The 26,242-nt window shown below is 71.2% G+C and carries 17 protein-coding genes; 13 read left to right on the forward strand and 4 right to left on the reverse strand.

Going from position 1 to position 26,242, the window contains the following annotated elements; all coding sequences use genetic code 11:
• Positions 1–111: 111 nt before the first annotated feature.
• The 4 genes from ABKA17_RS00720 (at position 112) to ABKA17_RS00735 (ending at position 4,506) form a co-directional block, all read left to right on the forward strand.
• Complete coding sequence (locus ABKA17_RS00720) at positions 112–723, forward strand: response regulator transcription factor (protein WP_003948568.1); 612 nt, start codon at positions 112–114, stop codon at positions 721–723.
• A gap of 296 nt (positions 724–1,019) precedes the next feature.
• The gene (locus ABKA17_RS00725) at positions 1,020–1,607 is read left to right on the forward strand and encodes a sigma-70 family RNA polymerase sigma factor (RefSeq protein ID WP_353689806.1); all 588 of its coding nucleotides are present in this window, start codon (positions 1,020–1,022) and stop codon (positions 1,605–1,607) included.
• A 162-nt stretch (positions 1,608–1,769) separates the two neighbouring features.
• Positions 1,770–3,275: an IMP dehydrogenase gene (guaB, locus tag ABKA17_RS00730; protein ID WP_353689807.1), complete on the forward strand. Its 1,506-nt coding sequence runs from the start codon at positions 1,770–1,772 to the stop codon at positions 3,273–3,275.
• 106 nt (positions 3,276–3,381) lie between these two features.
• A complete protein-coding gene (locus tag ABKA17_RS00735) occupies positions 3,382–4,506 on the forward strand; it encodes a GuaB3 family IMP dehydrogenase-related protein (RefSeq protein WP_353689808.1) in 1,125 nt (374 codons plus the stop codon).
• Positions 4,507–4,621: 115 nt separating this feature from the next.
• On the opposite strand, the gene ABKA17_RS00740 is transcribed toward ABKA17_RS00735, so the two are convergent.
• A complete protein-coding gene (locus ABKA17_RS00740; RefSeq protein WP_353689809.1) occupies positions 4,622–5,107 on the reverse strand; it encodes a hypothetical protein in 486 nt (161 codons plus the stop codon).
• Positions 5,108–5,241: 134 nt separating this feature from the next.
• Positions 5,242–6,453, reverse strand: a complete 1,212-nt coding sequence (locus ABKA17_RS00745; RefSeq protein WP_353689810.1) for a nucleotide sugar dehydrogenase — start codon at positions 6,451–6,453, stop codon at positions 5,242–5,244.
• Positions 6,454–6,747: 294 nt separating this feature from the next.
• On the opposite strand from ABKA17_RS00745, the gene ABKA17_RS00750 reads away from it, so the two are divergent.
• Positions 6,748–8,454, forward strand: coding sequence for a glycerol-3-phosphate dehydrogenase/oxidase (locus tag ABKA17_RS00750; protein WP_353689811.1), 1,707 nt, complete (start codon positions 6,748–6,750; stop codon positions 8,452–8,454).
• A 205-nt stretch (positions 8,455–8,659) separates the two neighbouring features.
• Here ABKA17_RS00750 and ABKA17_RS00755 read toward each other — a convergent pair whose 3' ends face one another.
• The gene (locus tag ABKA17_RS00755; protein ID WP_353689812.1) at positions 8,660–9,703 is read right to left on the reverse strand and encodes a serine hydrolase domain-containing protein; all 1,044 of its coding nucleotides are present in this window, start codon (positions 9,701–9,703) and stop codon (positions 8,660–8,662) included.
• Between the two features lie 394 nt (positions 9,704–10,097).
• Here ABKA17_RS00755 and ABKA17_RS00760 point away from each other — a divergent pair, with 394 nt between their 5' ends.
• The 8 genes from ABKA17_RS00760 to ABKA17_RS00795 all read left to right on the forward strand — a co-directional run bounded on the left by ABKA17_RS00760 (position 10,098) and on the right by ABKA17_RS00795 (position 24,936).
• Positions 10,098–12,242, forward strand: coding sequence for a serine/threonine-protein kinase (locus ABKA17_RS00760; RefSeq protein ID WP_353689813.1), 2,145 nt, complete (start codon positions 10,098–10,100; stop codon positions 12,240–12,242).
• A 174-nt stretch (positions 12,243–12,416) separates the two neighbouring features.
• A complete protein-coding gene (locus tag ABKA17_RS00765; RefSeq protein WP_353689814.1) occupies positions 12,417–15,044 on the forward strand; it encodes a serine/threonine kinase C-terminal domain-containing protein in 2,628 nt (875 codons plus the stop codon).
• 152 nt (positions 15,045–15,196) lie between these two features.
• On the forward strand, positions 15,197–16,807 hold the full coding sequence (locus ABKA17_RS00770; RefSeq protein WP_353689815.1) for a serine/threonine-protein kinase: 1,611 nt from the start codon (positions 15,197–15,199) through the stop codon (positions 16,805–16,807).
• A gap of 57 nt (positions 16,808–16,864) precedes the next feature.
• Positions 16,865–17,905, forward strand: a complete 1,041-nt coding sequence (locus tag ABKA17_RS00775) for a serine/threonine-protein kinase (protein WP_353689816.1) — start codon at positions 16,865–16,867, stop codon at positions 17,903–17,905.
• Between the two features lie 133 nt (positions 17,906–18,038).
• Positions 18,039–19,688 (forward strand): serine/threonine-protein kinase, encoded by a 1,650-nt coding sequence (locus ABKA17_RS00780; protein WP_353689817.1) that lies wholly within the window; start codon positions 18,039–18,041, stop codon positions 19,686–19,688.
• Positions 19,689–19,730: 42 nt separating this feature from the next.
• Positions 19,731–21,380, forward strand: coding sequence for a serine/threonine-protein kinase (locus ABKA17_RS00785; protein ID WP_353689818.1), 1,650 nt, complete (start codon positions 19,731–19,733; stop codon positions 21,378–21,380).
• A gap of 155 nt (positions 21,381–21,535) precedes the next feature.
• A complete protein-coding gene (locus tag ABKA17_RS00790; protein WP_353689819.1) occupies positions 21,536–23,146 on the forward strand; it encodes a succinic semialdehyde dehydrogenase in 1,611 nt (536 codons plus the stop codon).
• A gap of 11 nt (positions 23,147–23,157) precedes the next feature.
• On the forward strand, positions 23,158–24,936 hold the full coding sequence (locus ABKA17_RS00795) for a GMC oxidoreductase (RefSeq protein ID WP_353689820.1): 1,779 nt from the start codon (positions 23,158–23,160) through the stop codon (positions 24,934–24,936).
• A 73-nt stretch (positions 24,937–25,009) separates the two neighbouring features.
• Here ABKA17_RS00795 and ABKA17_RS00800 read toward each other — a convergent pair whose 3' ends face one another.
• The gene (locus ABKA17_RS00800; RefSeq protein WP_353689821.1) at positions 25,010–26,041 is read right to left on the reverse strand and encodes an LPXTG cell wall anchor domain-containing protein; all 1,032 of its coding nucleotides are present in this window, start codon (positions 26,039–26,041) and stop codon (positions 25,010–25,012) included.
• Positions 26,042–26,242 lie beyond the last annotated feature (201 nt).

The following is a 26,242-nucleotide window of genomic DNA, read 5'->3' on the forward strand; positions in this document are numbered from 1 at the left end:
GTTGAACAACAAAGCGCTCGGGCAGGCGTCCGAGACGGTCGACCGCACAGGTGACGATTTCGTACCAGCCTGGAGGCTCAAGGTGACGTGCATCAGCTGCGGAGGGCGGCCATGACATCCGTCCTCGTCTGCGACGACTCCCCGCTTGCCCGAGAGGCGCTGCGCCGCGCGGTCGCGACCGTGCCCGGCGTCGAGCGCGTGACGACCGCGGCCAACGGCGAGGAAGTCCTCCGCCGCTGGGGCGCGGACCGTTCGGACCTGATTCTGATGGACGTACGCATGCCCGGTCTGGGCGGCGTCGAGACCGTCCGCCGGCTGCTGTCCGCCGACCCCGGTGCGCGCATCATCATGCTCACCGTCGCCGAGGACCTGGACGGCGTGGCCCTCGCGGTCGCCGCGGGCGCCCGGGGCTATCTGCACAAGGACGCGTCGCGCGCGGAGTTGAGGGCCACGGTCACTCAGGCGCTGGCCGACCCGACGTGGCGGCTCGCTCCACGGCGGCTGCGGTCCGCCGAGATGGGCGCGGCGCCGACGCTCACCGCGCGTGAGATCCAGGTGCTCGAGGGGATGAGTCACGGGCGGTCCAACGCGGAGATCGGGCGTGAGCTTTTTCTCTCCGAGGACACCGTCAAGACGCATGCGCGGCGGTTGTTCAAGAAGCTGGGTGCGTCCGACCGGGCGCACGCCGTTGCACTTGGCTTCCGGTGGGGTCTGGTTCGCTAAGAGCGCGGTTCTGCAGGCCGTTGCTGTGTGCGGGTCGTTTGTGGCTGGTCGCGCAGTTCCCCGCGCCCCTTACGGGGCGCGGATGCCGGCGCCGGTCAAATCGTCCCTGTCGGTGCCCGCTGCTTGTTTCGGCGCCGATGCCGCATCCTTGAGGTGTGGAGTCTCTCGGGGACGAGTCGATCGAGCGGAAGGGGAGGGCGCAGGGGATGAGTTCCGGCGCACCTGCTCATAACGCTTCGGTGCACAACATCGGACGCGGTGCCACGGATGAATCGGCCGCAAGGCACCATGGACCGATGCGCGAGGACGAGGCGGCCCAGCCCCAAGGGGCGATCGGTGGGCTCGTTCACCGCGCCGTGGACGGGGATGAGCAGGCCACACACGACCTGCTCGCCCATGTCCACCCCCTTGCGCTGCGCTACTGCCGCACCCGTCTGTCGCGGCTGCCCGGCGACGCGCGTCACTTCGTGGAGGACCTCGCGCAGGAGGTCTGCGTCGCCGTCCTTCTCGCCCTGCCGCGCTACCGGGACACCGGCCGCCCCTTCGAGGCGTTCGTCTTCGCCATCGCCGCCCACAAGGTCGCCGACCTGCAGCGCGCCGCCATGCGCGGACCGGGGTCCACGGCGGTGCCGTCCGACGAGATGCCCGAGCGGCCGGACGACTCGCTCGGCCCCGAGGAGCGGGCGTTGCTCAGCAGTGACGCCGAATGGGCCAAGAAACTGCTGGCCAACCTCCCCGAGAACCAGCGGGAGCTGCTGCTGCTGCGGATCGCGGTCGGGCTGACGGCGGAGGAGACGGGCCAGATGTTGGGAATGTCACCGGGTGCGGTCCGGGTGGCCCAGCACCGGGCACTGAGTCGGCTGCGGGCCCTGGCCGAGCAGTAGTTCTGTCGGCGTCCCTTGCCGTTGTGCCTTTGTTGAACAGGGTGCACCTCAATTCCGTACGAACATACGAAGCCGGTAGCCGGACGGAACCGTGGAATTCGGGACCCTTCCTTCCCGTTAGCATGGACATCCGCACCGATCAAGGCCATTGGGGAAGGTGTCATGACTGCAAACGTCGACGGAGTGCCTGACAAATTCGCGACACTCGGGCTGACCTACGACGACGTGCTGCTGCTGCCGGGCTCGTCGGACATGGCGCCCGACGAGATCGACACCGCCTCGTACGTCTCCAAGAACGTGCGGGTGAACATCCCGCTGCTGTCCGCCGCCATGGACAAGGTCACCGAGTCGCGTATGGCGATCGCGATGGCCCGTCAGGGCGGCGTCGGTGTTCTGCACCGCAATCTCTCCATCGAGGACCAGGCCAACCAGGTCGACCTGGTGAAGCGCTCCGAGTCCGGCATGGTGGCCGACCCGATCACCGTGCACCCGGACGCCACGCTCGCCGAGGCGGACGCGCTGTGCGCCAAGTTCCGCATCAGCGGTGTCCCGGTCACCGACCCCGGCAAGAAGCTGCTCGGCATCGTCACCAACCGCGACATGGCCTTCGAGAGCGACCGCTCCCGCCGGGTCCGCGAGGTCATGACGCCGATGCCGCTGGTCACCGGCAAGGTCGGCATCTCCGGTGTCGAGGCCATGGAGCTGCTGCGCAAGCACAAGATCGAGAAGCTTCCGCTGGTCGACGACGCGGGTGTCCTCAAGGGCCTCATCACCGTCAAGGACTTCGTCAAGGCCGAGAAGTACCCGAACGCCGCGAAGGACTCCGAGGGCCGGCTGCTCGTCGGTGCCGCGGTCGGTGTCGCCGGTGACGCGTTCGAGCGCGCCCAGGCCCTGATCGAGGTCGGTGTCGACTTCATCGTCGTGGACACCGCGCACGGCCACTCCCGGCTGGTCGGCGACATGGTCGCCAAGATCAAGTCGAACTCCTCCGGCGTCGACGTCATCGGCGGCAACATCGCCACGCGTGACGGCGCCCAGGCCCTCATCGACTCCGGCGTGGACGGCATCAAGGTCGGCGTCGGCCCCGGCTCGATCTGTACGACCCGTGTCGTCGCCGGCATCGGCGTCCCGCAGGTCACCGCCATCTACGAGGCCGCGCTCGCCGCCAAGGAGGCCGGTGTCCCGGTCATCGGCGACGGTGGCCTCCAGTACTCCGGCGACATCGCCAAGGCGCTGGTCGCGGGCGCCGACACCGTGATGCTGGGCTCGCTGCTCGCGGGCTGCGAGGAGTCTCCCGGCGAGCTCCTCTTCATCAACGGCAAGCAGTTCAAGTCGTACCGCGGCATGGGCTCGCTCGGCGCCATGCAGTCCCGCGGCGAGCGCAAGTCGTTCTCCAAGGACCGCTACTTCCAGGAGGGCGTCGCCTCCGACGAGCAGCTGGTGCCCGAGGGCATCGAGGGCCAGGTGCCCTACCGCGGCCCGCTGCACTCGGTCGTCCACCAGCTGGTCGGCGGTCTGCGCCAGTCGATGTTCTACGTCGGCGGCCGCACGGTGCCGGAGCTCCAGGCCAACGGCCGCTTCGTCCGGATCACCTCGGCGGGCCTCAAGGAGAGCCACCCGCACGACATCCAGATGACGGTAGAGGCGCCGAACTACAGCCGTAAGTAGTCGGCAGGCTTCCTCCAGGGCGGTCCCGGAACCTCCGGGGCCGCCCTTGTCGTACCCGTCGGGGATACTGGGAGGCGCTGAAACGCATCAGGGAAAGGCCACACACGTGACTGAGATCGAGATCGGGCGCGGCAAGCGCGGCCGCCGGGCGTACGCCTTCGACGACATCGCCGTCGTCCCGAGCCGTCGTACGCGCGACCCGAAGGAGGTCTCGATCGCCTGGCAGATCGACGCCTACCGCTTCGAGCTGCCCTTCCTGGCCGCTCCCATGGACTCGGTCGTCTCCCCGGCCACCGCGATCCGCATCGGCGAGCTCGGCGGCCTCGGCGTGCTGAACCTCGAGGGCCTGTGGACGCGGTACGAGGACCCGCAGCCGCTGCTCGACGAGATCGTCGGCCTGGACTCGGAGACGGCCACGCGCCGGCTCCAGGAGATCTACTCCGCCCCCATCAAGGAGGAGCTGATCGGTGCGCGCATCAAGGAGGTGCGCGACTCCGGTGTGGTCACCGCGGCGGCGCTCTCCCCGCAGCGCACGGCGCAGTTCTCCAAGGCCGTGGTCGACGCGGGCGTGGACATCTTCGTCATCCGCGGTACGACGGTGTCGGCGGAGCACGTCTCGGGTTCGCACGAGCCGCTGAACCTGAAGCAGTTCATCTACGAGCTCGACGTCCCGGTGATCGTGGGCGGCTGTGCCACGTACACGGCGGCCCTGCACCTGATGCGTACCGGCGCCGCGGGCGTCCTGGTCGGCTTCGGCGGCGGCGCGGCGCACACCACGCGCAACGTGCTGGGCATCCAGGTCCCGATGGCGACCGCGGTCGCGGACGTGGCGGCGGCCCGCCGTGACTACATGGACGAGTCCGGCGGCCGGTATGTGCACGTCATCGCCGACGGTGGCGTGGGCTGGTCCGGCGACCTCCCCAAGGCGATCGCCTGCGGCGCCGACTCGGTCATGATGGGCTCCCCGCTGGCCCGTGCCACGGACGCGCCCGGCAAGGGCCACCACTGGGGCATGGAGGCGGTGAACGAGGAGCTGCCGCGCGGCAAGAAGGTCGACCTCGGCACGGTCGGCACCATCGAGGAGGTCCTGACGGGCCCGTCGCACACCCCCGACGGCTCCATGAACCTCTTCGGCGCCCTGAAGCGGGCCATGGCCACGACCGGCTACAGCGAGCTCAAGGAGTTCCAGCGCGTCGAGGTGACGGTCGCGGACTCACAGCACAAGCGCTAGGTCGTACGACGGCTTCGTACGACGGTCTCGTACGACGGCTCCGACACGACGCGAAGGGCCCGGCCACCGGTGAGGTGGGCGGGCCCTTTCGCGTGCGCCTTCGGGTGCGTCGGGGTCAGGCCACGGCCTTCTTCGCGCCGGAGAACGCGGCGAAGGCGCCGATGCCGAGGAAGGCGAAGGTGAGTACGTCGGCCTCCTCGCTCCAGGCGTCGGTGAGCAGGCTGAAGTGGTCGGTGAGGATGGTGCCGATGTTCATGCCGGACTCGTCGGCGCCGATCATCGCTATGCCGAGGATCTGGCCGGCGTAGACCGCGCCCAGCGCGAGGACGGCGCTGACGATCGGCAGGGCGGGGTTGGCGCCGCCGATCTTGCCCGCGGCGTAGCCGACGGCGAAGCCGACGCCGACCGCGACGTAGCCGATCTCGTAGTCCGTGGACTTGAGGATCGCGGCGTAGATGAACGCGGTGACGAGGGCCACGACGACGGCGGCGACCACGCCGAGGGCCACGTTGCCCTGGGCCGGCGCGGGCGGGACCGGGGCCGGCTGCTGGGCGAACGGGTTGCCGGGGGCCGGCTGCTGCGGTGGCGTCGGCTGGGTCATGACAGAGATCCCCCCATGGGACTGACGGACGAGCGGTGTGGGGTGTGCGCACGAGTGTGCGACGAGGCTCGCCGGGAAGCGAGTCGCCGAAGAGTAGCAGTGACACCGACCGCTGCCACCAGCCAATTTCGCCGTCAGAGCCGGTGCGCCGCCCCTGTCGGCGTCGCCCCGCGCGTGTCCAGCAGCAACTGCGCCTTCACGGAAAGGCCCTGGAGGTCGTACGTCCGGTGCTGCTGGAGCAGGATCGTCAGGTCGGCGTCGGCGGCGGCCTCGTAGAAGGAGTCCGCGCGCGGGACCGGGCGGTCCAGGACGTTCCAGGAGGGGACGTGCGGGTCGTGGTAGCTGACCGAGGCGCCGAGTTCCATCAGACGGATCGCGATCTCACGCGCGGGGGTGGCCTGTTGGTCGGCGAGGTCGGGCTTGTACGTCACGCCGAGGAGCAGGACGCGGGCGCCGCGCGCGGACTTGCCGTGCTCGTTGAGGAGGGCGGCGGCGCGCTGCACGACGTAGCGGGGCATCTGGCTGTTGACCTGCTGGGCCAGTTCGACCATGCGGAGTGTCCGGCCGCCGGGTTTGCCGGTCAGGTCCTGCGGGACCGCGTGGCCGCCGACGCCGGGGCCGGGGCGGAAGGCCTGGAAGCCGAAGGGCTTGGTCTCGGCGCAGCGCACCACGTCCCACAGGTCGACGCCCAGGTCGTGGCAGAGGACCGCCATCTCGTTGACGAGGGCGATGTTGACGTGGCGGTAGTTGGTCTCCAGGAGTTGGACCGTCTCCGCTTCCCGCGGTCCACGCGCGCGTACCACCTTGTCGGTGAGCCGCGCGTAGAACGCGGCGGCCGATTCGGTGCACGCGGGCGTGAGGCCGCCGAGCACCTTCGGGGTGTTGGCGGGGGTGAAGTCGCGGTTGCCGGGGTCGACCCGGCTGGGGGAGTAGGCGAGGTGGAAGTCGCGGCCCGCGCGCAGGCGTGAACCCTCCTCCAGGAGCGGGCGGAGGAAGTCCTCCGTGGTGCCCGGCGGGACCGGCGACTCCAGGATGACCGTGGTGTGCGGGCGCAGATGGGCGGCCAGGGTGCGGGCCGCGGCCTCCACCTGGGTGAGGTCGAGGCCGCCGTCCGCCCCGCGCGGGGTGGGCGCGCAGATGACCGCGGTGCGCACCCGGCCGAGTTCGGCCGGAGAGGTGGCCGGCCGGAAGCCCCCCGAGAGCATCCGGCGCAGTTCGGCGGGGCTGAGCGAGCCGGCCTCCGGCCCGGTGCGGTAACCGAGCGTGGGGATGCCGGCGGCTACTGCGGCCTGGGCCAGCGGCAGTCCGTACGGACCGAGTCCGATGACGGCGAGATCTGCGGGCATGGCGTGGACCGTCCTTCCCAGTAACCGAAGCGGGACAGGTGCGCAAGCCCTGTGGACAGGACGGGCGAGCGCAATGTCAGACTAAGAGTAAATCTGACCGAAATACGAGATTGATTCCTTGTGTCTTCCTGCGGGGTCTCTCGAGCATTGGCCCAGGTGGTGTGGAAGTTGTCCACAGGCTGGGGGTGACTGGTGGCTGAAGTCGGGCAAGCCGGTCAGAATTTGGGCATGGGGGATACGGACCGGGTCACTCCTCACGGGTGAGACCGGCGTGACCGACAGCGGGAGGCAGCGGTGAGGACAGCGACACTGGGGCCGGCGCAGCGAGCCGAGGCGCTCGCCGCCATGGCCGAGCGAGAGCTGGACCTACTGGTGGTGGGCGCCGGCGTGGTCGGTGCCGGGACGGCCCTCGACGCGGTGACGCGCGGGCTGTCCGTCGGCCTGGTCGAGGCACGTGACTGGGCGTCGGGCACCTCCAGCAGGTCGAGCAAGCTCATCCACGGCGGCCTGCGCTATCTGGAGATGCTCGACTTCGCGCTCGTCCGGGAGGCGTTGAAGGAGCGCGGCCTGCTGCTGGAACGGCTCGCTCCGCATCTCGTGAAGCCGGTTGCCTTCCTCTACCCGCTTCAGCACAAGGGCTGGGAGCGCCTGTACGCCGGGTCGGGCGTCGCGCTCTACGACACCATGTCCATGGCCCGCGGACACGGCCGGGGCCTGCCCATGCACCGCCACCTGAGCCGCCGTCACGCCCTGCGCATCGCACCCGCCTTGAAGAAGGACGCGCTGGTCGGGGCGTTGCAGTACTACGACGCGCAGATGGACGACGCCCGCTTCGTGGCGACGATCGTGCGTACGGCGGCGGCCTACGGGGCGCAGGTCGCCAACCGGGCCCGGGTGACCGGGTTCCTGCGCGAGGGCGAGCGGGTCGTCGGGGCTCGGGTGCAGGACGTCGAGGCGGGCGGGGAGTACGAGATCCGCGCCAAGCAGATCGTCAACGCCACGGGCGTGTGGACCGACGACACCCAGGCGATGGTGGGCGAGCGCGGGCAGTTCCACGTCCGGGCCTCCAAGGGCATCCACCTGGTCGTGCCCAAGGACCGGATCAAGTCGACGACGGGTCTCATCCTGCGCACCGAGAAGTCCGTGCTGTTCGTCATCCCGTGGGGCCGGCACTGGATCATCGGTACGACCGACACCGACTGGGACCTGGACAAGGCGCACCCGGCCGCGTCCAGCGCGGACATCGACTATCTGCTGGAGCATGTGAACTCGGTGCTCGCGGTGCCGCTCACCCGGGACGACGTCGAGGGTGTGTACGCGGGCCTGCGGCCGCTGCTCGCCGGTGAGTCGGACGCCACCAGCAAGCTGTCCCGCGAGCACACCGTGGCGCATCCCGTGCCCGGGCTCGTGGTCGTGGCGGGCGGCAAGTACACGACGTACCGGGTGATGGCCAAGGACGCGGTCGACGAGGCGGTGCACGGGCTCGACCTGCGGGTCGCCGAGTGCGTCACCGAGGACGTGCCGCTACTGGGCGCCGAGGGGTACCGGGCGCTGTGGAACGCGCGAGCGCGGATCGCCGCCCGGACGGGGCTGCACGTGGTGCGGGTCGAGCATCTGCTGAACCGTTTCGGTTCGTTGGCGGAGGAGGTCCTCGACCTCATCGCGGCGGATGCCTCGCTCGGGGAGCCGCTGCACGCGGCCGAGGACTACCTGCGCGCCGAGATCGTGTACGCCGCCTCGCACGAGGGAGCGCGGCATCTGGACGACGTGCTGACCCGGCGGACGCGGATCTCCATCGAGACCTTCGACCGGGGAACGCGCAGCGCGCGGGAGGCCGCCGAGCTGATGGCGCCGGTGCTGGGCTGGGACAAGGACCAGATCGAGCGGGAGGTCGAGCACTACGAGAAGCGGGTGGAGGCGGAGCGGGAGTCGCAACGGCAGCCGGATGACTTGACGGCGGACGCGGCTCGGTTGGGGGCGCCGGACATCGTGCCGTTGTAGGGCGGTGGGGGATGCCGGGTGGGCGCCCGGAGGGGGCGCCAGGTGGGTTCCGGGTTCGCTTCGAGGGGTGTTCTCGGGTGGCCGGGTGGCTGGGTGACCGCGTGATCGGGTGCCTGGGTGATCGGGCGCCCGGGTGGGGCAGGGGCAGAGAAGGTCACTCGAACGAGTGTCGTGAGGCGGGATCTTCGTTCGGGGACCGGGCGTTCTACGAGGTGCGGGGGCAGAACTCGGCGGCGAGCAGGGCCGGTTCGAGGTCGGGGTCTGCGATCGCGGTCGTGTTCACGCGGAAGGTGAGGACACGACGGCCGTCGACGGTGGCCGCGGTACGCACGTAGCTGCCGGCGATACGGCCGTTGTGACCCCACACCGTCGTGCCGCACGGCAGCTTCACCGGGAACAGTCCCATGCCGTACAGGCCGTGTGCGGTGCGGGTGTCGCGCATCTCGCGCAGCCAGCGCGGGGGCAGCAGTTCACCGCCGAGCAGCGCCGCGTAGAAGCGGTCCAGGTCGGCGAGCGTGGTCACCAGCTCGCCGGCCGCCCCGGCGACCCGCGGATCCAGCTCGGTGACATCGGATCCGTCGGTGTCGTAGGCGCGGCCGTGCGGCGAGGGAAGCGTGGTGCGGGAGCCGGGGAAGGAGGTGCCCGTCAGAGCGAGCGGAGCGACGATGCGGTGCTCGGCCTCGGTGGCGTAGGAGTGGCCGGTGACCTGTGCGACGACCATGCCGAGTACGACGTAGTTGGTGTTCGAGTAGGAGTAATGGCCGAGGTCGGTCAGGGGGTGGGTGAGGGCGATACGCACGGCTTGACGAGGAGTGAGGGGGACTTCGCCCCGGGTGGCGGTGGTGAAGTCGGCCAGGCCGCTGGTGTGGGTGAGCAGGGCGCGCAGGGTGATGGCGCGGCCGTCGGCGTCGGCTCCGCGCACCAGGCCGGGCAGGTGCTGCTCCACGGTGTCGGAGAGGGACAGCCGGTGTTCTGCGGCCAGTTGGAGGACGACCGTCGCGATGAAGGTCTTGGTGATGCTGCCGGCGCGGAAGTGGTCGGCGCGGGCGATGCCTTGTCCTGCCTGCGCGTAACGGGTGCCGGTCTCCTCGCGGGCCAGCAGGGCGGCGGCGGGGGCATCGCCCTTGCTGACCAGTAGCGGGAGGATCGCGTCGGTCGGCGGTGTCGAGGGAGCGGAGGAGGCGCTCGGGGTGAGGGCGAGGAGCGCCAGGGACACCGGTACGGCCAGTAGCGTCCGTAGTGGCGGCATCTCGGTCCCCTTCTTGTTCTATTCGTGGGCCTGGGTGGGCGGTGTGCGGGGTGTGCCCATCATGGGGGCGTGCCCTGGGTGAAGGGCAGACCCCGAGTGTGGCCAGGGTCCCGTGCGCTCGAGGCCCTGCGCGCCCAGGGCCCTTGGTGCCTGGCCCATCATGCAGGGCTGCGGAATCTGTTCCTCCGGTGGGTTCCTGGTGGGGTGGAGCGGGTGGTGTGGGGCGTGGGATCGTCACCCAGGTGTGAGGGGTCGTGGCGCGCCGTGGTCATGGGGGTGCGGCTGTCGGGTCCTTGTGACGGGCGGCTGGTCCACAGGGGCACCCTGGGCGTCGGGCACTTGTCGGGTGAGGGACAATGGAGGCTCTGTCAGGGCGGGTTGTATGAGGGGACGCATGTCGGAGGCGGAGCGGGCGGGGGCATCCCGTCAGGACAAGAGCGAACGTCTCCTCGCCGGGCGGTACCGGTTGGGAGCAGTGCTCGGCCGCGGCGGCATGGGCACGGTGTGGCGTGCCGAGGACGAGACCCTGGGCCGGATCGTCGCCGTGAAGGAGCTGCGGTTCCCCTCCAATATCGACGAGGAGGAGAAGCGCCGGCTGATCACGCGGACGCTGCGTGAGGCCAAGGCGATCGCGCGGATCCGCAACAACAGCGCGGTGACCGTCTTCGACGTGGTCGAGGAGGACGACCGGCCGTGGATCGTGATGGAGCTCGTCGAGGGCAAGTCGCTCGCCGAGGTCATCCGGGAGGACGGCCTGCTGGAGCCGAAGCGCGCGGCGGAGGTCGGGCTCGCGGTGCTCGACGTGCTGCGCTCGGCGCACCGCGAGGGCATCCTGCACCGTGACGTGAAGCCGTCCAACGTGCTGATCTCGGAGGACGGCCGGGTCGTGCTCACCGACTTCGGCATCGCCCAGGTCGAGGGCGACCCGTCCATCACCTCGACCGGCATGCTGGTCGGAGCCCCCTCCTACATCTCCCCGGAGCGTGCCCGCGGGCACAAGCCGGGACCGGCCGCCGACCTGTGGTCGCTGGGTGGGCTGTTGTACGCGTCGGTCGAGGGTGTGCCGCCGTACGACAAGGGCTCGGCGATCGCGACGCTGACCGCCGTGATGACCGAGCCGATGGAGGAGCCCAAGAACGCGGGCCCGCTGAAGGACGTCATCTACGGCCTGCTCACCAAGGACCCCGAGAAGCGGCTCGACGACGCCGGTGCGCGGGTGATGCTCACCGAGGTGATCCACGCCCCCGAGCCGAAGGCGCAGGAGCCGGAGTCGGCTCCGGACGCGACGAAGGTCGTGCCGTTGCCTCCGCAGCCCGACCGGGGTTCGGGTGAGGGCGGGGAGCGGTTGCGCGGGGCGCTGCGTTCCGTGCGGAAGGCGGCGGTGGCCGCGGGGGCGGCCGGTACGGCGGCCGCTTCGCGGACCAAGTCCGGGAGCGGGAAGGCGGCTTCGGCTGCCCGGTCCGCTCCTCCGGCCCCCCGGTCCGCTCCTCCGGCACCTCCGTCCGCTCCCCCGGCACCGCCGTCTGCTCCGCCGTCTCCTTCGACGACTGCCGGGTCTTCCGGTGCCGCCGCGGCTTCGAGCCCGGCGGGCGGTGCGGCGGCCTCGGGGCCGGGTTCGTCCGGTACCGCGGTGTCGGGTTCCCCCAGCGTGGGCGCCCCCGGCACCGGCGGTCCCGTCGCTCCAGGCGCGGCCTCGAGCGGCAACGCGGCGAGCGGGGGCCGGAGTTCGGGGTGGCCCGTGATGACGCCGCCGGCGGATCTGCCGCCGCGGCCCGTGCCGAAGGCGCCGCTCACCGATGTGGTGCCGAAGCGGACGCTGGTGATCATCGCGGTGGTCCTGGTGCTCGCCGTGGTCGCGGTCGTGCTGGCCGTGGCGTTCAGTGGCGACGACAACTCCTCCGACGGTGCGGCGGGCGGCGGCGCCAAGCCTTCCGCCGGCGCGAGCGCGAGTGCCTCCACCAAGGAGGACCAGGGCGGCGGTGCCCGGACGGGCGGTCAGGCGACCGAGTCCGCGGGATCGGGCGCGGCGGCCGAGAAGACGCCGAGCAACAGTCCGACCGCGACCGGCGGCAGTACCGCGGGCGGCTCCACCGGTGACGGCGGCAGCACGGCGGAGAAGACGTACAAGGGCGGTCAGGGGTACTCGATCGGGCTGCCCAAGGGGTGGAAGTTCCAGACGTCGAGTTCGGCGGGGGATCGTTTCACCGGCCCCGACGGACAGAAGCTGCTGGTGGCCTGGACGTCCACGCCGAAGGGCGACCCGGTGGCGGACTGGAGGGCCCAGGAGCAGTACATGGCGCGTTCCCAGTACGACCGGGTGCGCATAGCCAAGGTGAACTACCGCGGCTGGTTGGCGGCCGACTGGGAGTTCACCTATGTCGAGGGCGGGACGAAGTACCGGACGATAGACCGTGGGTTCGTCGTCAACGGCCATCTCGGGTATGCGCTGATGTACACGGCGAAAGCCGCGAACTGGGGCAGCGAGCTGCGCAAGGACACCTGGCAGACGCTCGCGAAGACGTTCGAACCGAAATCGTGAAGTGACCGTGAGGTGACCGGTCCCGCGATTGGGGCGTGAGATCTGGCATCCCCTCTTTGCGGGTTGCCTCCGGCACGTATCGTGAGTGCTCGCGGACCGTACGCATCCAGGTATGGGCGGAACGGTACGCGGGGCGAACGGAATTGACCGATCCGGAGGGCCGGGGGAGGCAACGTGGACGACTATGCGGGACGGGTACTCGCCGACCGCTACCGCCTGCCGCTGCCGCCCTCCGACGAGTACGAACTCACCGAGTCCCGGGCCTTCGACACCTACAGCGGTCAGGAAGTCCTGGTCCGGCAGGTGCCGTTGCCCGAGGTCGTCGAGGCGGAGGTGCTCGACGCGGAGGGGCTGCCCGACGGTTTCACCGCAAGGGACCCCAGGGACCGGGGAGTTCGGCGTTCCGCGGCGCGTACGAGCACGCGGCGGCCGACCGAACCGGCCGTGCGACGGGCCGTGGAGGCCGCGCAGGCCGCCGCCCGGATACCCGATCATCCCCGGCTCGACCAGGTCTTCGACGTGTTCGCCGAGGGCGGGTCGCTGTGGATAGTGAGCGAGTTGGTGGCCGCGCGGCCACTGGCGGCGCTCCTCGCGGAGAAGCCGCTGACGCCGTACCGGGCGGCCGAGGTCGCCTCCGACGTCCTCATGGCCCTGCGGGTGCTGCACGCCCACGGCTGGGTGCACCGGAACATCACCGCCCGGACCGTCCTCGTCTGTGACGACGGCCGCGTCATGCTGACCGGCCTCGCGGTCGGGGCGGCCGAGGAGGCGCTGTGCGGGTACGACCCGGTGCCGCCCGAGGACGGTGGCGCGGGGTTCGGTGACCGTCGGGGGACGGGCATCCCGGGTGGCCCGGGGACCCACGACGGACCGGGCGGCGTCGGTGGTGCTGGTGCTGGTGCTGGTGCTGGTGCTGGTGCTGGTGCTCGTGGCGGTGGCGGTGGCGTCGGTGTGCAGGCGGGTGATGTCGATCCCGAGGCCGCGCGGCGGGCCGCCATCGAGGCGCGGGAGGCCGGTGGGCTGCCCGGCCTCGGCGACGAGGTCACGAACGGTACGGCCGCGTCGGCAACGGTCGCGCGCCGGGCCGTGGAGAGCGGCGACGACGTCCGGGCCGCGCGCGCCGGGGCGATCGCCGCGTATCGCGCGGGCGCCCGAGCCGCAGCCCGGGTCCAGGAGGCCCAGCAGAACGGTCGCGCGGCGCTGCCGGGAGCCCGGTCGGCGCCCGAGGCGGACCCCGCGGCGGGGCCCGGGGGGCCGACACCGCCGTACGACTCGGGCAGCGGTGCGCGGCAGATGCCGTACCCCGCGAGCAACGGGGTCGGGTTGCCGCCGGGTTCCTCGCCCGTGAGCGGTGCGGTGCAGCCCGGCCGTGGGGAGCGTCCACGGTCCGGCGCCATGCCTCCGGGGCAGATAGCCGACCCCTACGGCGTGCGTGCGGGCCACGCGCTCCCGGCGGCGGGGCAGGAGCGCGCCCCCGCCCTTCCGCCCGTCCCCGACCCCGCTCCCACCCCCAGCCGTTGGGACGAGCTGGCCGCTGCGGCCCCGGCCCCCCGCGGTCCCGCCACCGCGCTCGCCGCCGAGCGGGCTCGGCAGGCCAGGATGGCCGTGGTCGGACCGGTGACCGAGCGGTGGGCGCCGGAGCAGGCCGGGCCGGTGCACGAGAACTGGCAGCTGGCCGCGCCCATCGGGCCCGCCACCGACCTGTGGGCACTCGGCGCGCTGCTCTTCAGGGCCGTACAGGGACACGCGCCCTATCCGGAGGAGTCGACGGCCGAGCTGGTGCAGATGGTGTGCGCCGAGCCGCCCGCCTTCGCCGAGGAGTGCGGGCCGCTCAGGCCGGTCGTGGAGTCGCTGCTGCGCCAGGACCCCACCGAGCGGCTGGACTTCGAGGAGCTGCGGGGCTGGCTGCGCTCGCTGGTGCGGTCCGCGCCCGAGCCCGAGGCCGGGGCCCACGTCGTCGTCGCGCCGCCCGTCGACGCGAGCCGGCTGCCCGTCGTACGGCGGCGGGGCGAGCTGGTGCGCAGGCGGCGGGCCGGGCTGCCCGCGACCAGCGCACACGGACGGCACAAGCGGGCGAAGCAGGAGGCGGGGCGGTCACCGCGCCGGCTCGGCCGTACGTTGCTGCTGTTGGTGCTGCTTCTGATGGCCGCCGCGATCGCGTACGCCATGCTCTTCATGCCCAAGAACGGCGACTCCACGAGCGGTGCGGGCGACACCGACCGGACCGGTGCCGCCGGTGAGGTCAGCGAGGCGCCCGCCAGCAGTGAGCCACGGCCCGACCAGACCTCGCCGAAGCCCAAGGACAGCCCCTCGGGCTCCAACGAGACCCAGACCTCCGGTCCCGAGGTCGCCGACGGCTTCACCCTGCGTTCGGACTCCGCCGGGTTCCGGGTGGCCGTCGCGAGCGGCTGGGACCACACGCCCGAGAACGGCCGCGGTCAGGTCGTATACGCGCACGGCGACTTCGACCTGATCGTCGTACCCGGAAGGGACAGCGCGGACGAGTACGGCGAGGACCCCATGGCCTATCAGCGGGAGGACGAGCGGGAGCTCCAGCCGTACCGCGACTCCAGCTGGGCCAGTGCCTCCGGGCTGAAGACGATCCAGGTGGGCGGGCGGACCATGGCGGAGGGGCAGTTCACCTGGACCGACGACGCCGGGCGGGAGCTGTTCGTACGCAATCTCGCGATGCTCGTCGACGGGAAGTACCACGTGGTGCAGGTGCGCGGGCCGGAGGCGGAGCGGGACGAGGTGACGCGGCTCTTCGAGCAGGCGGCGGCGACCTACGAGGTCACCGGCTGAGCACCGTCCCGTACAACGGGTGACGGCCCCGTCCGGTTCCCGAAAGCGATAACGGTCACAACAGCGAAACCTTGGTACCCCTGTGGTTCCCTGCGTCCCGGCCGGTCCCTAATCTGAACTTGTCAAGACCATTGCGGGGCAACGTGAATCAGATGCAGGGCCTGCTCCTCGCGGGCCGCTACCGGCTCGCCGACACCATCGGCAGCGGCGGCATGGGGCGTGTGTGGCGTGCCCATGACGAGGTGTTGCACCGGGCTGTCGCCATCAAGGAACTGACCGCCGCGCTCTACGTCTCCGAGAGCGACCAGGAGCGGCTGCTCCACCGCACCCGTGCCGAGGCCCGCGCGGCCGCCCGGATCAACCACTCCGCCGTCGTCACCGTGCACGACGTGCTCGACCACGACGCCCGCCCGTGGATCGTGATGGAGCTGATCGAGGGCCGCTCGCTGGCCGACGCGGTCAAGGCCGAGGGGCGGATCGAGCCCGCGGAGGCCGCGCGGATCGGGCTGTGGGTGCTGCGGGCCCTGCGCGCCGCGCACTCCGCCGGGGTCCTGCACCGCGATGTGAAGCCCGGCAACGTCCTCATCTCCCACGACGGCCGGGTCCTCCTCACCGACTTCGGCATCGCCCAGATCGAGGGCGACACGACCATCACCCGCACCGGGGAGGTCGTCGGCTCGGTGGACTACCTCGCGCCTGAGCGGGTCCGCGGCCACGACCCCGGCCCGGCCTCCGACCTGTGGGCCCTGGGCGCGACCCTCTACACGGCGGTGGAGGGCCGCTCACCGTTCCGCCGCACCTCGCCGATCGGCACCATGCAGGCGGTCGTCGAGGAGGAGCCCGCCGAGCCCGCCAACGCCGGCGCCCTCGGACCCGTCCTCACCGCACTGCTACGCAAGGATCCGGCCGACCGGCCGAGCGCGGCGGAGGCGGAGATGATGCTTGCCGAGGCGGCGGAGGGGCGGCTGTCGAGTGCGGCGCAGGCTTACGCTCCGACGGGGCAGGTGCGGTACGAGACGTTCCAGACGGGGACGGGGACCGGTACCCGCGCGCAGACGGGCGCCGCCACGCCGTATCCGCCGGTGACGGTCGGGCCCGCGCCCGCACCGCCGAAGCGGCACCGGTTGCGGACGTTCGCGCTGGTCGTCGCCCTCGCGGCGATCGTCGGAGGGGGTGCCGCGGCCGCGTGGCAGCAGTTCGGCGCGGGGGGCGGCCCCACCGACTCTGCCTCGTCGAGCTCGAGCGTCACGCCGAGCCAGGAGGGAGACCGGGGGACGATTCCCGCCAGTTGGGTGCCGTACAAGGACCCCTTCGGGTTCCGCATCTACCTGCCCGACGACGGTTGGAAGCGGTCCGTCTCGATCAACGGCGACGGACTGCGGCAGGTCGACTACTCGCCCGACGACGGCAAGCACCTCGTGCGCGTCGCCGTCGACACCGCATCGGACTTCAGCAGCTCCTACGACCACATGGTCAACCTGGACGCGGATCTCACCCGCCGCCTGGTGGACTACAAGCAGCTGAGCCTCAAGCAGACGCTCTTCCGCGACCTGCCGGGCTCCCGCTGGGAGTACTCGTGGACCGCGCGGGCGCAGGACGCTCCGCACCACTTCCCGGGGCCCTACCGGGCGATCGACGTGGGGTACTTCGACCGCGACGGTACCGAGTACGCCCTCTACGCGTCCTCACCGGCGGCCGACTGGGCGACCACCCGCAAGCAGTTCGACCTGATCCTTCAGAGCTGGGAGCCGAAAACCCCCTGACAACTTGGCCGGTCAGCGCCCCGGAAGGGATCCGTCCGGCGCGGCATCATGGGGCGCATGGGGACCCCGGGGGACAACTTCCGTGTCGTAGCGGGCCGTTATCGCCTGGAGGTCAGGATCGGGCGGGGCGGTATGGGGGTCGTGTGGCGGGCGACCGATCTGTTGCTCGGGCGGCGGGTGGCGGTCAAGGAGCTGGTTCTCGACGAGACGCTGTCCGAGGGTGAGGCCCGTCGGCAGCGGGACCGTACGTTGCGTGAGGCTCGGGCCGTCGCGCAGTTGCGGCATCCGCACATCATCGTCGTCCACGATGTCGTGGAGCATGACGAACGGCCCTACCTCGTCATGGAGTTGATCGACGGCGGCTCTCTCGCCGACCGGATCGCCGGGCACGGACCGGTGGTGCCCGCCGAGGCCGCGCGGATCGGCGTCGACCTGCTCGGCGCGTTGCGAGCGGCGCACGCGGCCGGCGTTCTGCACCGGGACATCAAGCCCGCGAACGTCCTGCTGGAGGCCGGCACCGGCCGGGTCGTCCTCACCGACTTCGGCGTCGCCCAGGTCGCGGGCGCCACCACGCTCACCGAGCTGGACTCCTTCGTCGGTTCGCCCGAGTACACCGCGCCGGAGCGGATGTCGGGGGCGCGCACCGGCCCCGCCTCCGACCTGTGGTCGCTGGGGGCGCTGCTGTGCACGGCCGTGAGCGGCGAATCGCCGTTCCGTCGCGACTCGTTGAGCGGCATCCTGCACGCCGTCCTCGCCGCGGAGATACGGCCACCCGCGCAGGCCGCGCCGATCCTGCCCGTCGTACGAGGGCTGCTGGAACGGAATCCGGAGCGGCGGCTGGACGGGGAGCGGGCGGAGCGGATGCTGCGGGCGTTCCTGGAAACGGGACACATCCCCACCTCCGGGCACCGCTCCCTGCGGGGCGTACTGGTCGCCGTGCTGCTGGTCGCCGCGATGGCGGGGGCGGGGGTGTCGGGGGCGGCGCTGATCATGCATCAGGAGGGGGACGGGGGTGGGACACCCTCGCCGTCACCGCCGTCCGTCAGCGGTTCGGTGAGCACGAGCGCCCCGGCGACGCCCTCCGCAACGGTCCCGTGACACCAGCTGTGAGGCCTGCTGTGACGCCCGCCGGGACCTAAAAGGGAGATAAGCGACCTCCTGAGTCACGGCTCTGTGACCGCAATGCCTTCTGAGTGGATTCGGGCCCGGCTGGCGCGATATGAACGGACCCATGAGCAGCAACGGGGGAGCCCCTTACGGGTCCGACGAGCCGACGAGTTTTGGTCTGCAACCGCCGAACCCGCCCGCGGCCGTGCCGCACCCTGACAACCCGTACGCCGCGCCCACCCAGGTCGTGCCGCACCAGGCGGCGCCCGAACAGGATCCGGGTACGGGCCGGTTGATCGCGGGTCGTTACCGGTTGCTGGCCAAGCTCGGGCACGGCGGCATGGGCACGGTGTGGCGGGCCAAGGACGAGACGGTGGACCGCGAGGTCGCCGTCAAGGAACCCCGCGTACCGGATCATCTTCCCGAGCGCGAACGCGCCAACGCCTTCGAGCGCATGCGCCGCGAGGCGCGGGCCGCGGCCCGGCTGGATCACCCCGCCGTCGTGGACGTGCACGACGTGGCGGTCGTGGACGGCCAGCCCTGGATCGTCATGGAGCTGGTGCGGGGCCGTTCACTGGGCGACGCGTTGCAGGAGGGCACCCTCGGGGCCCGGGAGGCGGCGCGGGTCGGTCTGCAGGTGCTCGGCGCGCTGGAGGCCGCGCACGCGGCGGGCATCCTGCACCGGGACGTCAAGCCGGACAATGTGCTGCTCGGCAGCCATGACCGGGTCGTGCTGACGGACTTCGGCATCGCCCAGATCGAGGGCGAGACCAGTCTGACCGACACGGGCGGCTTCGTCGGCTCGCCCGAGTACATCGCGCCCGAGCGGGTGCTGGGGCAGCGCCCCGGGCCGGCCTCGGACCTGTGGTCGCTCGGTGTCGTCCTGTACGCGGCGACCGAGGGCGTCTCGCCGTTCCGCCGCAGCAACACCCCGGCCACCCTCCAGTCGGTCCTGAACGCCACCCCCGCCGCCCCGGCCTCCGCCTCCGGTCCGCTGGCCGACGTCATCACGGGCCTGCTCCAGAAGGACCCCGCGCGCCGCCCGAACGCGGCCCAGGTGCGCGCCCAGCTGGAAGCGGCCGCCAACCCGCCGGCGCCGGTCCCGGTGCCGACCCAGGTGGTGCACCGAGGCGAGGGTCTCCCTAAGGGTGGCGTACGGCTGGGCCGTAGGACGTTGCTCGGTCTCGGTGCCGCCGTCGTCGCGGCCGCGGTGGCGGCGTATCTGGTGATCGCGGATCCGTTCGCGGGGCCGCTGCCGGACGGCTGGGAGACCAAGCAGGTGAAGGACGTCGCCGCGACGCTGGCGGTGCCCGGCCACTACAAGGAGCGGGTGCCCGACCGGGAGACGGACGAGGGGCACTGGGTCACCTACACCGACCCCAGCGGCGCCATCTGGATCGGGCTGCGGCTCGACAGGAAGGCCGAGGACTCGAACAACAGCATCGGTGGCTCGGCCGCCGCCGAGATGTACGAGGACAACAAGACGTTCGAGGAGAACGGCGAGTACGACCTCGACATGCCGGAGAACCCGACGACGACCACCGAGGGCGAGACGACCTACCAGGGCAAGAAGGCCGCCAAGAACACGATCGTCTACGACACCGACGACACCGAGAACCCGCTTCCCCGCGAGATGCAGATGTTCTACTACCGCACCTCCAAGGGCGACATGTACAAGCTCACCGTCAGCTATCCGGGCAAGGGCGACTTCACGGATCGGGGGCGCGAGGTGGCCGAGACGGCGATCGCGAACCTGGACGTCGATGTGCTCTGACTCGCGTCGACAAGCGAGCGTTCCGCACGGTACTGATGGGACATGAGCAACGACCGGGGCGCGGGTGGCCCCAAGGGCCGACTGATAGGCGGCCGTTACCGGCTGGCGGAGCGTATCGGTTCGGGCGGCATGGGCACCGTCTGGCGGGCGCACGACGAACTCGTGGACCGGGAAGTCGCCGTGAAGCAGCCGCGGTTGCCCGGCGACCCGGAGGCGGAGGCCCATCAGCGGGCCTCCCACCGGCTCTACCGGGAGGCCAGGGCCGCCGCCCGGGTGGACCATCCCGCCGCGGTCTCCATCCATGACGTGGTCGTCGAGGACGGACTGCCCTGGATCGTCATGGAGTTGGTCCGCGGCGAGTCCCTGCACGAGGTGCTCCGGCGCGGCCCCGTCGCCCCCGCCGAGACCGCCCGGATCGGCCTCGCCGTCCTCGGCGCCCTGCGCGCCGCGCACGCCGTCGGGATCGTGCACCGCGATGTGAAGCCCGCCAACGTGCTGCTCGGCCCGCACGGCCGGGTCGTCCTCACCGACTTCGGCATCGCCCATGTCCAGGGCGAGGAATCCCTCACCGTCAGCGGCGAGTTCGTCGGCTCCATCGACTTCGTCGCCCCCGAGCGGATGTCCGGCCGGGGCGCCGGCCCGTCTTCCGACCTGTGGTCGCTCGGCGTGCTGCTGTACGCCGCCGTGGAGGGCGAACCGCCCTTCCGCCGTACGACGTTGGAGTCCACCCTCGCCGCGATCCTCTCCTTCGACCCGCCCGAACCCCAGCGGGCCGGACCGCTCGCGCCCCTGATCAGCGGACTGTTGGGGAAGGACCCGGACCTGCGGCCGGACGCCGAGGAGGCCGCCAAGAGCCTGGAGGCGGCGGCGGAAGGGTGGCCGGTGCCGCCACTGCCCGCCACGCCCGCACCCCAAGTACTCGACCGAATAAGCGAGTTGGGCGAGGACTCCGGAACCGTACGCCTGCGGGGACCGAAGCCCGAGCCCGTACCGAAGCCGGACCCCACCGCCGTACCGAAACAGTCGGACACCACCGTCGTGCCGACGTCGCCGCCGGCCAAGCCCCACCTCCTGCGCCGCCCCCTCCCCGCTGCCCTGCTCGCCGTCACCCTTGCCAGCGGCGCCTGGCTCGGCATGTCCTACTTCCTCGCCGACCCAGAGCCCGAGACCTACGAGGTCGCCGAGCCGACGTACACCTCGGCCCCGCTCGCGCCCGCCGTCACCGGCATCGCCGACGAACCCTGGGAGAAGCACACCGAGAAAGCCCTGAAGGCCACGCTCGCCGTCCCGAGCCGGTACGGGGAGGCCCACCGGCAGGGCAGCGCCACCGACCAGCCCCGCATGGTGGTCTACGGCGAGGACGGCATCGACCTCCGGCTGAGCCTGTGGGACCGGGCCCCCACCTCGCCCATGGGCCGGGCGTACGAGCAGAAGAAGGCCTGGGCGACACACGGGGAGGCCGACACCCAGCTCACGGAGACCAGCCTCGATGGCGCGTACGCCGTCCAGGCCGACACCGCCTACGACGACAAGGGCGCCAAGCCGGTCCGGGTCATGCAGCTGTTCGTGCGGACCGGTGACGGGCGGCTCTACGAGCTCCGTGTCGACATGCCGAAGGGGACGGCGGCCGAGAAGGAGGGTGCGGCGCTGTTCAAGACGGCCCGCGACCGGCTGGTGATCGAAAAAGAGTGAGTGGCCGGAAAAGAGCGAGTGGCCGGTGATCGTCACCACCCAACGCGCTGATCAGCGGCTTTTCCGCCAGTGATCGCTGGCAGTGTGTGAGTACTCGGTGAATCCCGATTACCGACGGGTACCCAAAGTCCCCGACCCGGCATACCCTGCGCGTCATGACGGACTCGAAGGCTTCGGATCAGGCCACCAACCCCCTCGCCCCCGCCCCGGAGGGCGCCCGGACCGCGGCCGACGTGGTCACCCCGGAGCTGGTCGCCCAGCTCACCAAGGGTGTGGTCGGCTCCGGTCGTACCGCCAACCACACGCCGTTCACCGGCGACAAGCTGGCCGACCTGCCCGAGTCGACGCCCGAGGACGTCGAGAAGGCCTTCCAGGCGGCCCGCAAGGCACAGGCGGTGTGGGAGCAGACGCCCGTACGGCAGCGCGCGGCCGTCCTGCTCCGCTTCCACGACCTCGTCCTCGAACGCCAGGCCGAGGTCCTCGACCTGATCCAGCTGGAGACCGGCAAGGCCCGTCTGCACGCCCATGAGGAGGTGCAGGCCGTCGCGGTCGCCGCCCGCCACTACGGCCGCAAGGCCCCCTCCTACCTGCGACCCAAGCGGCACGCGGGCGCCATGCCGACCCTCACCAAGGTCACCGAGCTGCGCCACCCGCGCGGTGTGGTCGGCCAGATCGCCCCCTGGAACTACCCCCTGGAGCTGTCCGTCGGCGACGCGCTGCCCGCGTTCGTCGCGGGCAACGCGGTCGTGATGAAGCCGGACACCGAGACCTGCCTCACCGCGCTCTGGGCCCGTGACCTCCTCATCGAGGCCGGCCTGCCCGCCGACGTCTTCCAGGTCGTCCTCGGCGAGGGCCCCGTCGTCGGCCCCGAGGTCGTCCGGCACGCCGACTACGTCTCCTTCACCGGCTCCACCCGCACCGGCCGCCAGGTCGCCCAGGGCGCCGCCGCCCGCCTGGTCGGGGTCTCCCTCGAACTCGGCGGCAAGAACGCCATGTTGGTCCTGGAGGACGCCGACATCGAGAAGGCGGCGGCCGGCGCGGTCCGCGCCTGCTTCTCCTCCGCCGGCCAACTCTGCATCTCCATCGAGCGGTTGTACGTCCACGAGTCGATCGCCGACGCCTTCCTGGAGCGCTTCGCCGCCCGCACCAAGGCCATGCGGCTCGGCAAGTCCCTCGCCTACGGCGCCGACATGGGCTCGCTGGTCGGAGAGCGCCAGCTGGAGACCGTCACCCGCCATGTCGAGGAGGCCGTCGAGAAGGGCGCCAAGGTCGTCGCCGGCGGGGTCGCCCGCCCGGACATCGGCCCGTACTTCTTCGAGCCGACCATCCTCGACGGCGTGACCGAGCCCATGGCGATCTGCGCCGAGGAGACCTTCGGCCCGGTCGTCTCCATCTACCGCTTCAAGACCGACGACGAGGCGATCGCGCAGGCCAACTCCACGTCGTACGGCCTGAATTCCTCGGTCTGGACGAAGGGCGGCAAGCGGGGCCGCGAGGTCGCCGGGCGGCTGCGGACCGGCACGGTCAACGTCAACGAGGGTTACGCGCCCGCCTACGGCAGCGTGCAGTCCCCGATGGGCGGCATGAAGGACTCCGGGCTCGGCCGCCGGCACGGCTCCGAGGGCATCCTCAAGTACACGGAGGCCCAGACGGTCGCCCAGCAGCGGCTGCTGCCGATGGCGCCGTCGCTCGGCATGAACGACGAGGCGTACGCGCAGTTCATGAGCCGCAGTCTGCGGCTGATGAAGGCGTTCCGGTTCCGGTAGGGAGAACGCACGTGGCACAGGACGACTACGACTACGACGTCATCGTCGTGGGTTCCGGATTCGGCGGCTCGGTCACCGCCCTTCGCCTCACGGAGAAGGGCTACCGCGTGGGAGTCCTGGAGGCGGGCCGGCGCTTCACCAAGGAGACCCTCCCCAAGAACTCCTGGGACATCAAGAACTACCTCTGGGCCCCCAAGCTCGGCATGTACGGCCTCCAGCGCATCCATCTGCTGGGCAACGTCATGGTCCTGGCCGGCGCGGGCGTGGGCGGCGGTTCGCTCAACTACGCCAACACCCTCTACGTACCGCCGAAGCCGTTCTTCGAGGACCCGCAGTGGCGTGACATCACGGACTGGGAAGCGGAGTTGAAGCCGTACTACGACCAGGCACAGCGCATGCTCGGCGTACGGCTCAACCCGACGATGACCCCGTCCGACGTCCATCTGAAGGCGGCGGCCCAGCGGATGGGCGTGGGCGACACCTTCCACATGGCGCCCGTGGGCGTGTTCTTCGGCGACGGCCAGGACGCCGACGGCGCGGGGAAGGCGAAACCCGGCGAGCAGGTCGCCGACCCTTACTTCGGCGGCGCGGGACCCGCACGCAAGGCGTGTACCGAGTGCGGCGAGTGCATGACCGGCTGCCGGCACGGCGCGAAGAACACCCTCAACGAGAACTACCTCTACCTCGCCGAGAAGGCGGGCGCGGTCGTGCACCCCCTGACGACGGTCGTCTCGCTCACCGACGACTCACAGGGCGGATACGCGGTCGCGACCCTCCCCACGGACCGCAAGCGCAAGGGCGCGGGCCGGACCTTCAAGGCCCGCCGGGTCGTCCTCGCCGCCGGCACCTACGGCACCCAGACCCTGCTGCACCGGATGAAGGCCGGCGGCCAACTGCCGTACCTGTCCGGCAAGCTGGGCGAGCTGACCCGCACCAACTCCGAGGCGCTGGTCGGAGCGCAGACCGACAACCGGCGCTACCGCAAGGCGACGGGGGAGAAGCGGGTCGACTTCACCCGCGGGGTCGCCATCACGTCCTCCATCCACCCGGACGCCAACACCCATATCGAGCCGGTCCGTTACGGCAAGGGCTCCAACTCGATGGGCGGCCTGTCCATCCTCCAGGTCCCGTACGCCGAGGGCTCCTCGCGCGTCCTGGGCTGGATGACGAACGCGGCCCGGCATCCGATGCTCGTCCTGCGCTCCCTGTCCAACCGGCGCTGGTCGGAGCGGACCATCATCGGCCTGGTGATGCAGTCGCTGGACAACTCCCTGACGACGTACCTCAAGCCGGACGGCGTCGGCAAGGGCCTGCTGACCGCACGCCAGGGCCACGGCAGCCCCAACCCCAAGCAGATCAAGGCCGCTTCGGAGGGCGCCGCCGCGATCGCCGCCGAGATCAACGGCTTCGCGGGTTCGAACGTCGGCGAGCTGATGGGCACGCCCCTCACCGCCCACTTCCTCGGCGGCTGCCCCATCGGCGCCAGCGCGGAGGAGGGCGTGATCGACCCGTACCACCGGCTCTACGGCCACCCGGGCATCTCGGTCGTCGACGGTGCCGCGGTCTCGGCGAACCTCGGGGTGAACCCGTCCCTGACGATCACCGCGCAGGCCGAGCGGGCCATGTCGTACTGGCCCAACAAGGGCGAGGCGGACCCGCGTCCGGCGCAGGGGGCGACGTACGAGCGCCTGGAGCCGGTCGAGCCGCGGACACCCGCGGTCCCGACGGAGGCGTTCGGCGCGCTGCGGCTGCCGTTCCTGGGGATACCGGCGGTGCCGCCGAAGAAGTAGTCACCCGCACATGAAGAGAAGGACCTGCGCCCCCCTCCGAGCGCAGGTCCTTCTCTTTTTCTGCGGTTACGCCTCAGGCGTTCGCACCGGCCTTGCGGCGGCGCATCGCGAACACGGCACCGGCACCGGCGACGATCGCGACACCGCCGACCAGACCGATGGTCGGCAGCGCCGAGCCGGAACCGGTGTCGGCGAGGTTGCCGGTCGGCAGCTCGGAGACGTCACCCTGCGGCTTCTTCACCGAGTCCTTGGAGCCGTTGTCGCTCGGGTCGGCCGTACCCGGGTTCGGGTTGGGCGTGCCGGCCTTCAGGACCTCGAAGTCGTACTGGGCCCAGCCCTCGGCGATGCAGTCCTGGCCGTCGACGTTGTCCAGGTAGGCGCCGGAGCCGAAGGAGTAGGCGTCGCCGGCCGGGGCCTTGGCGTCGATGCTGACGCGCAGGTCGACGGTCTTGCTCTTGCCGGCCTTCAGCGAGTCGACGTAGAAGAAGTAGTCGCCGGCCCACTCGTCGGAGCCGATGCGGTCCCAGGAACCCGTCTCGGGGTTCTTGAACTCCAGGTCGACGTACGGGCTCAGGAACTTCGCCTCTTCGACCTCGTAGTTCTCGATCTCGGCGTAGAACGCGACACCGTCGACCGTGGTGCCGGAGTCGTTGGTGACGACCAGCTTGAAGCCGTGGAAGCCGTCACCGGCGACGATCTTGCCCGGCAGGCCCTTGATGTCCGCGGACACCTTGGCGTCGGAGAAGTCCTCGTCGAGTTCCTCGCAGTACGGGACGTCCGGGTCGCTCGGCTCCTCGCTCGGCTCGGCCGAGTCGGTGGGCTCGGGCTCGCCCGTCTCGGTCGCCGTGGCGGTGGGCGTGGTGGTGTCCGTCGCCGTGGCGGTGGGCGTGGCCGTGTCGGTCGGGAGCGCGGTGTCGGTGGGCAGCGCGGTGTCGGTCGGGGTCGGCTCGGCTGTGTCGGTCGGCTCGGTCGACGGCGTGGTGGTGACCGTCTCGGTGGGGGTCGCAGTCGTCTCGTCCGCGAACGCGACAGGCGCGGACAGCAGTGCGAGCGGGGCTATGACAGCCGTCGCGGCCGCTGCGGCCATGGCACGGCGAAGCTTCATGAAAGACCTCAGGACGTCCGGTGTGCTGCGCGTCGCAGCACGCGAGTGGGGTGGCGCGGGTCTCGCGTGTGGGGCGCGGGTGTGACCCTTGGTTCGCCTGGTTTGATTCGTGAAGCCTGTGAATGGTTGCACCAGCATTCACAGAAACCTTATGTGGCCTGAGTCACATCCGGATCGCGCTTGTGAAAGTGCTTTCCCAGC

It is taken from the genome of Streptomyces sp. RG80, from assembly GCF_040446465.1.
Classification (GTDB): Bacteria; Actinomycetota; Actinomycetes; order Streptomycetales; family Streptomycetaceae; genus Streptomyces.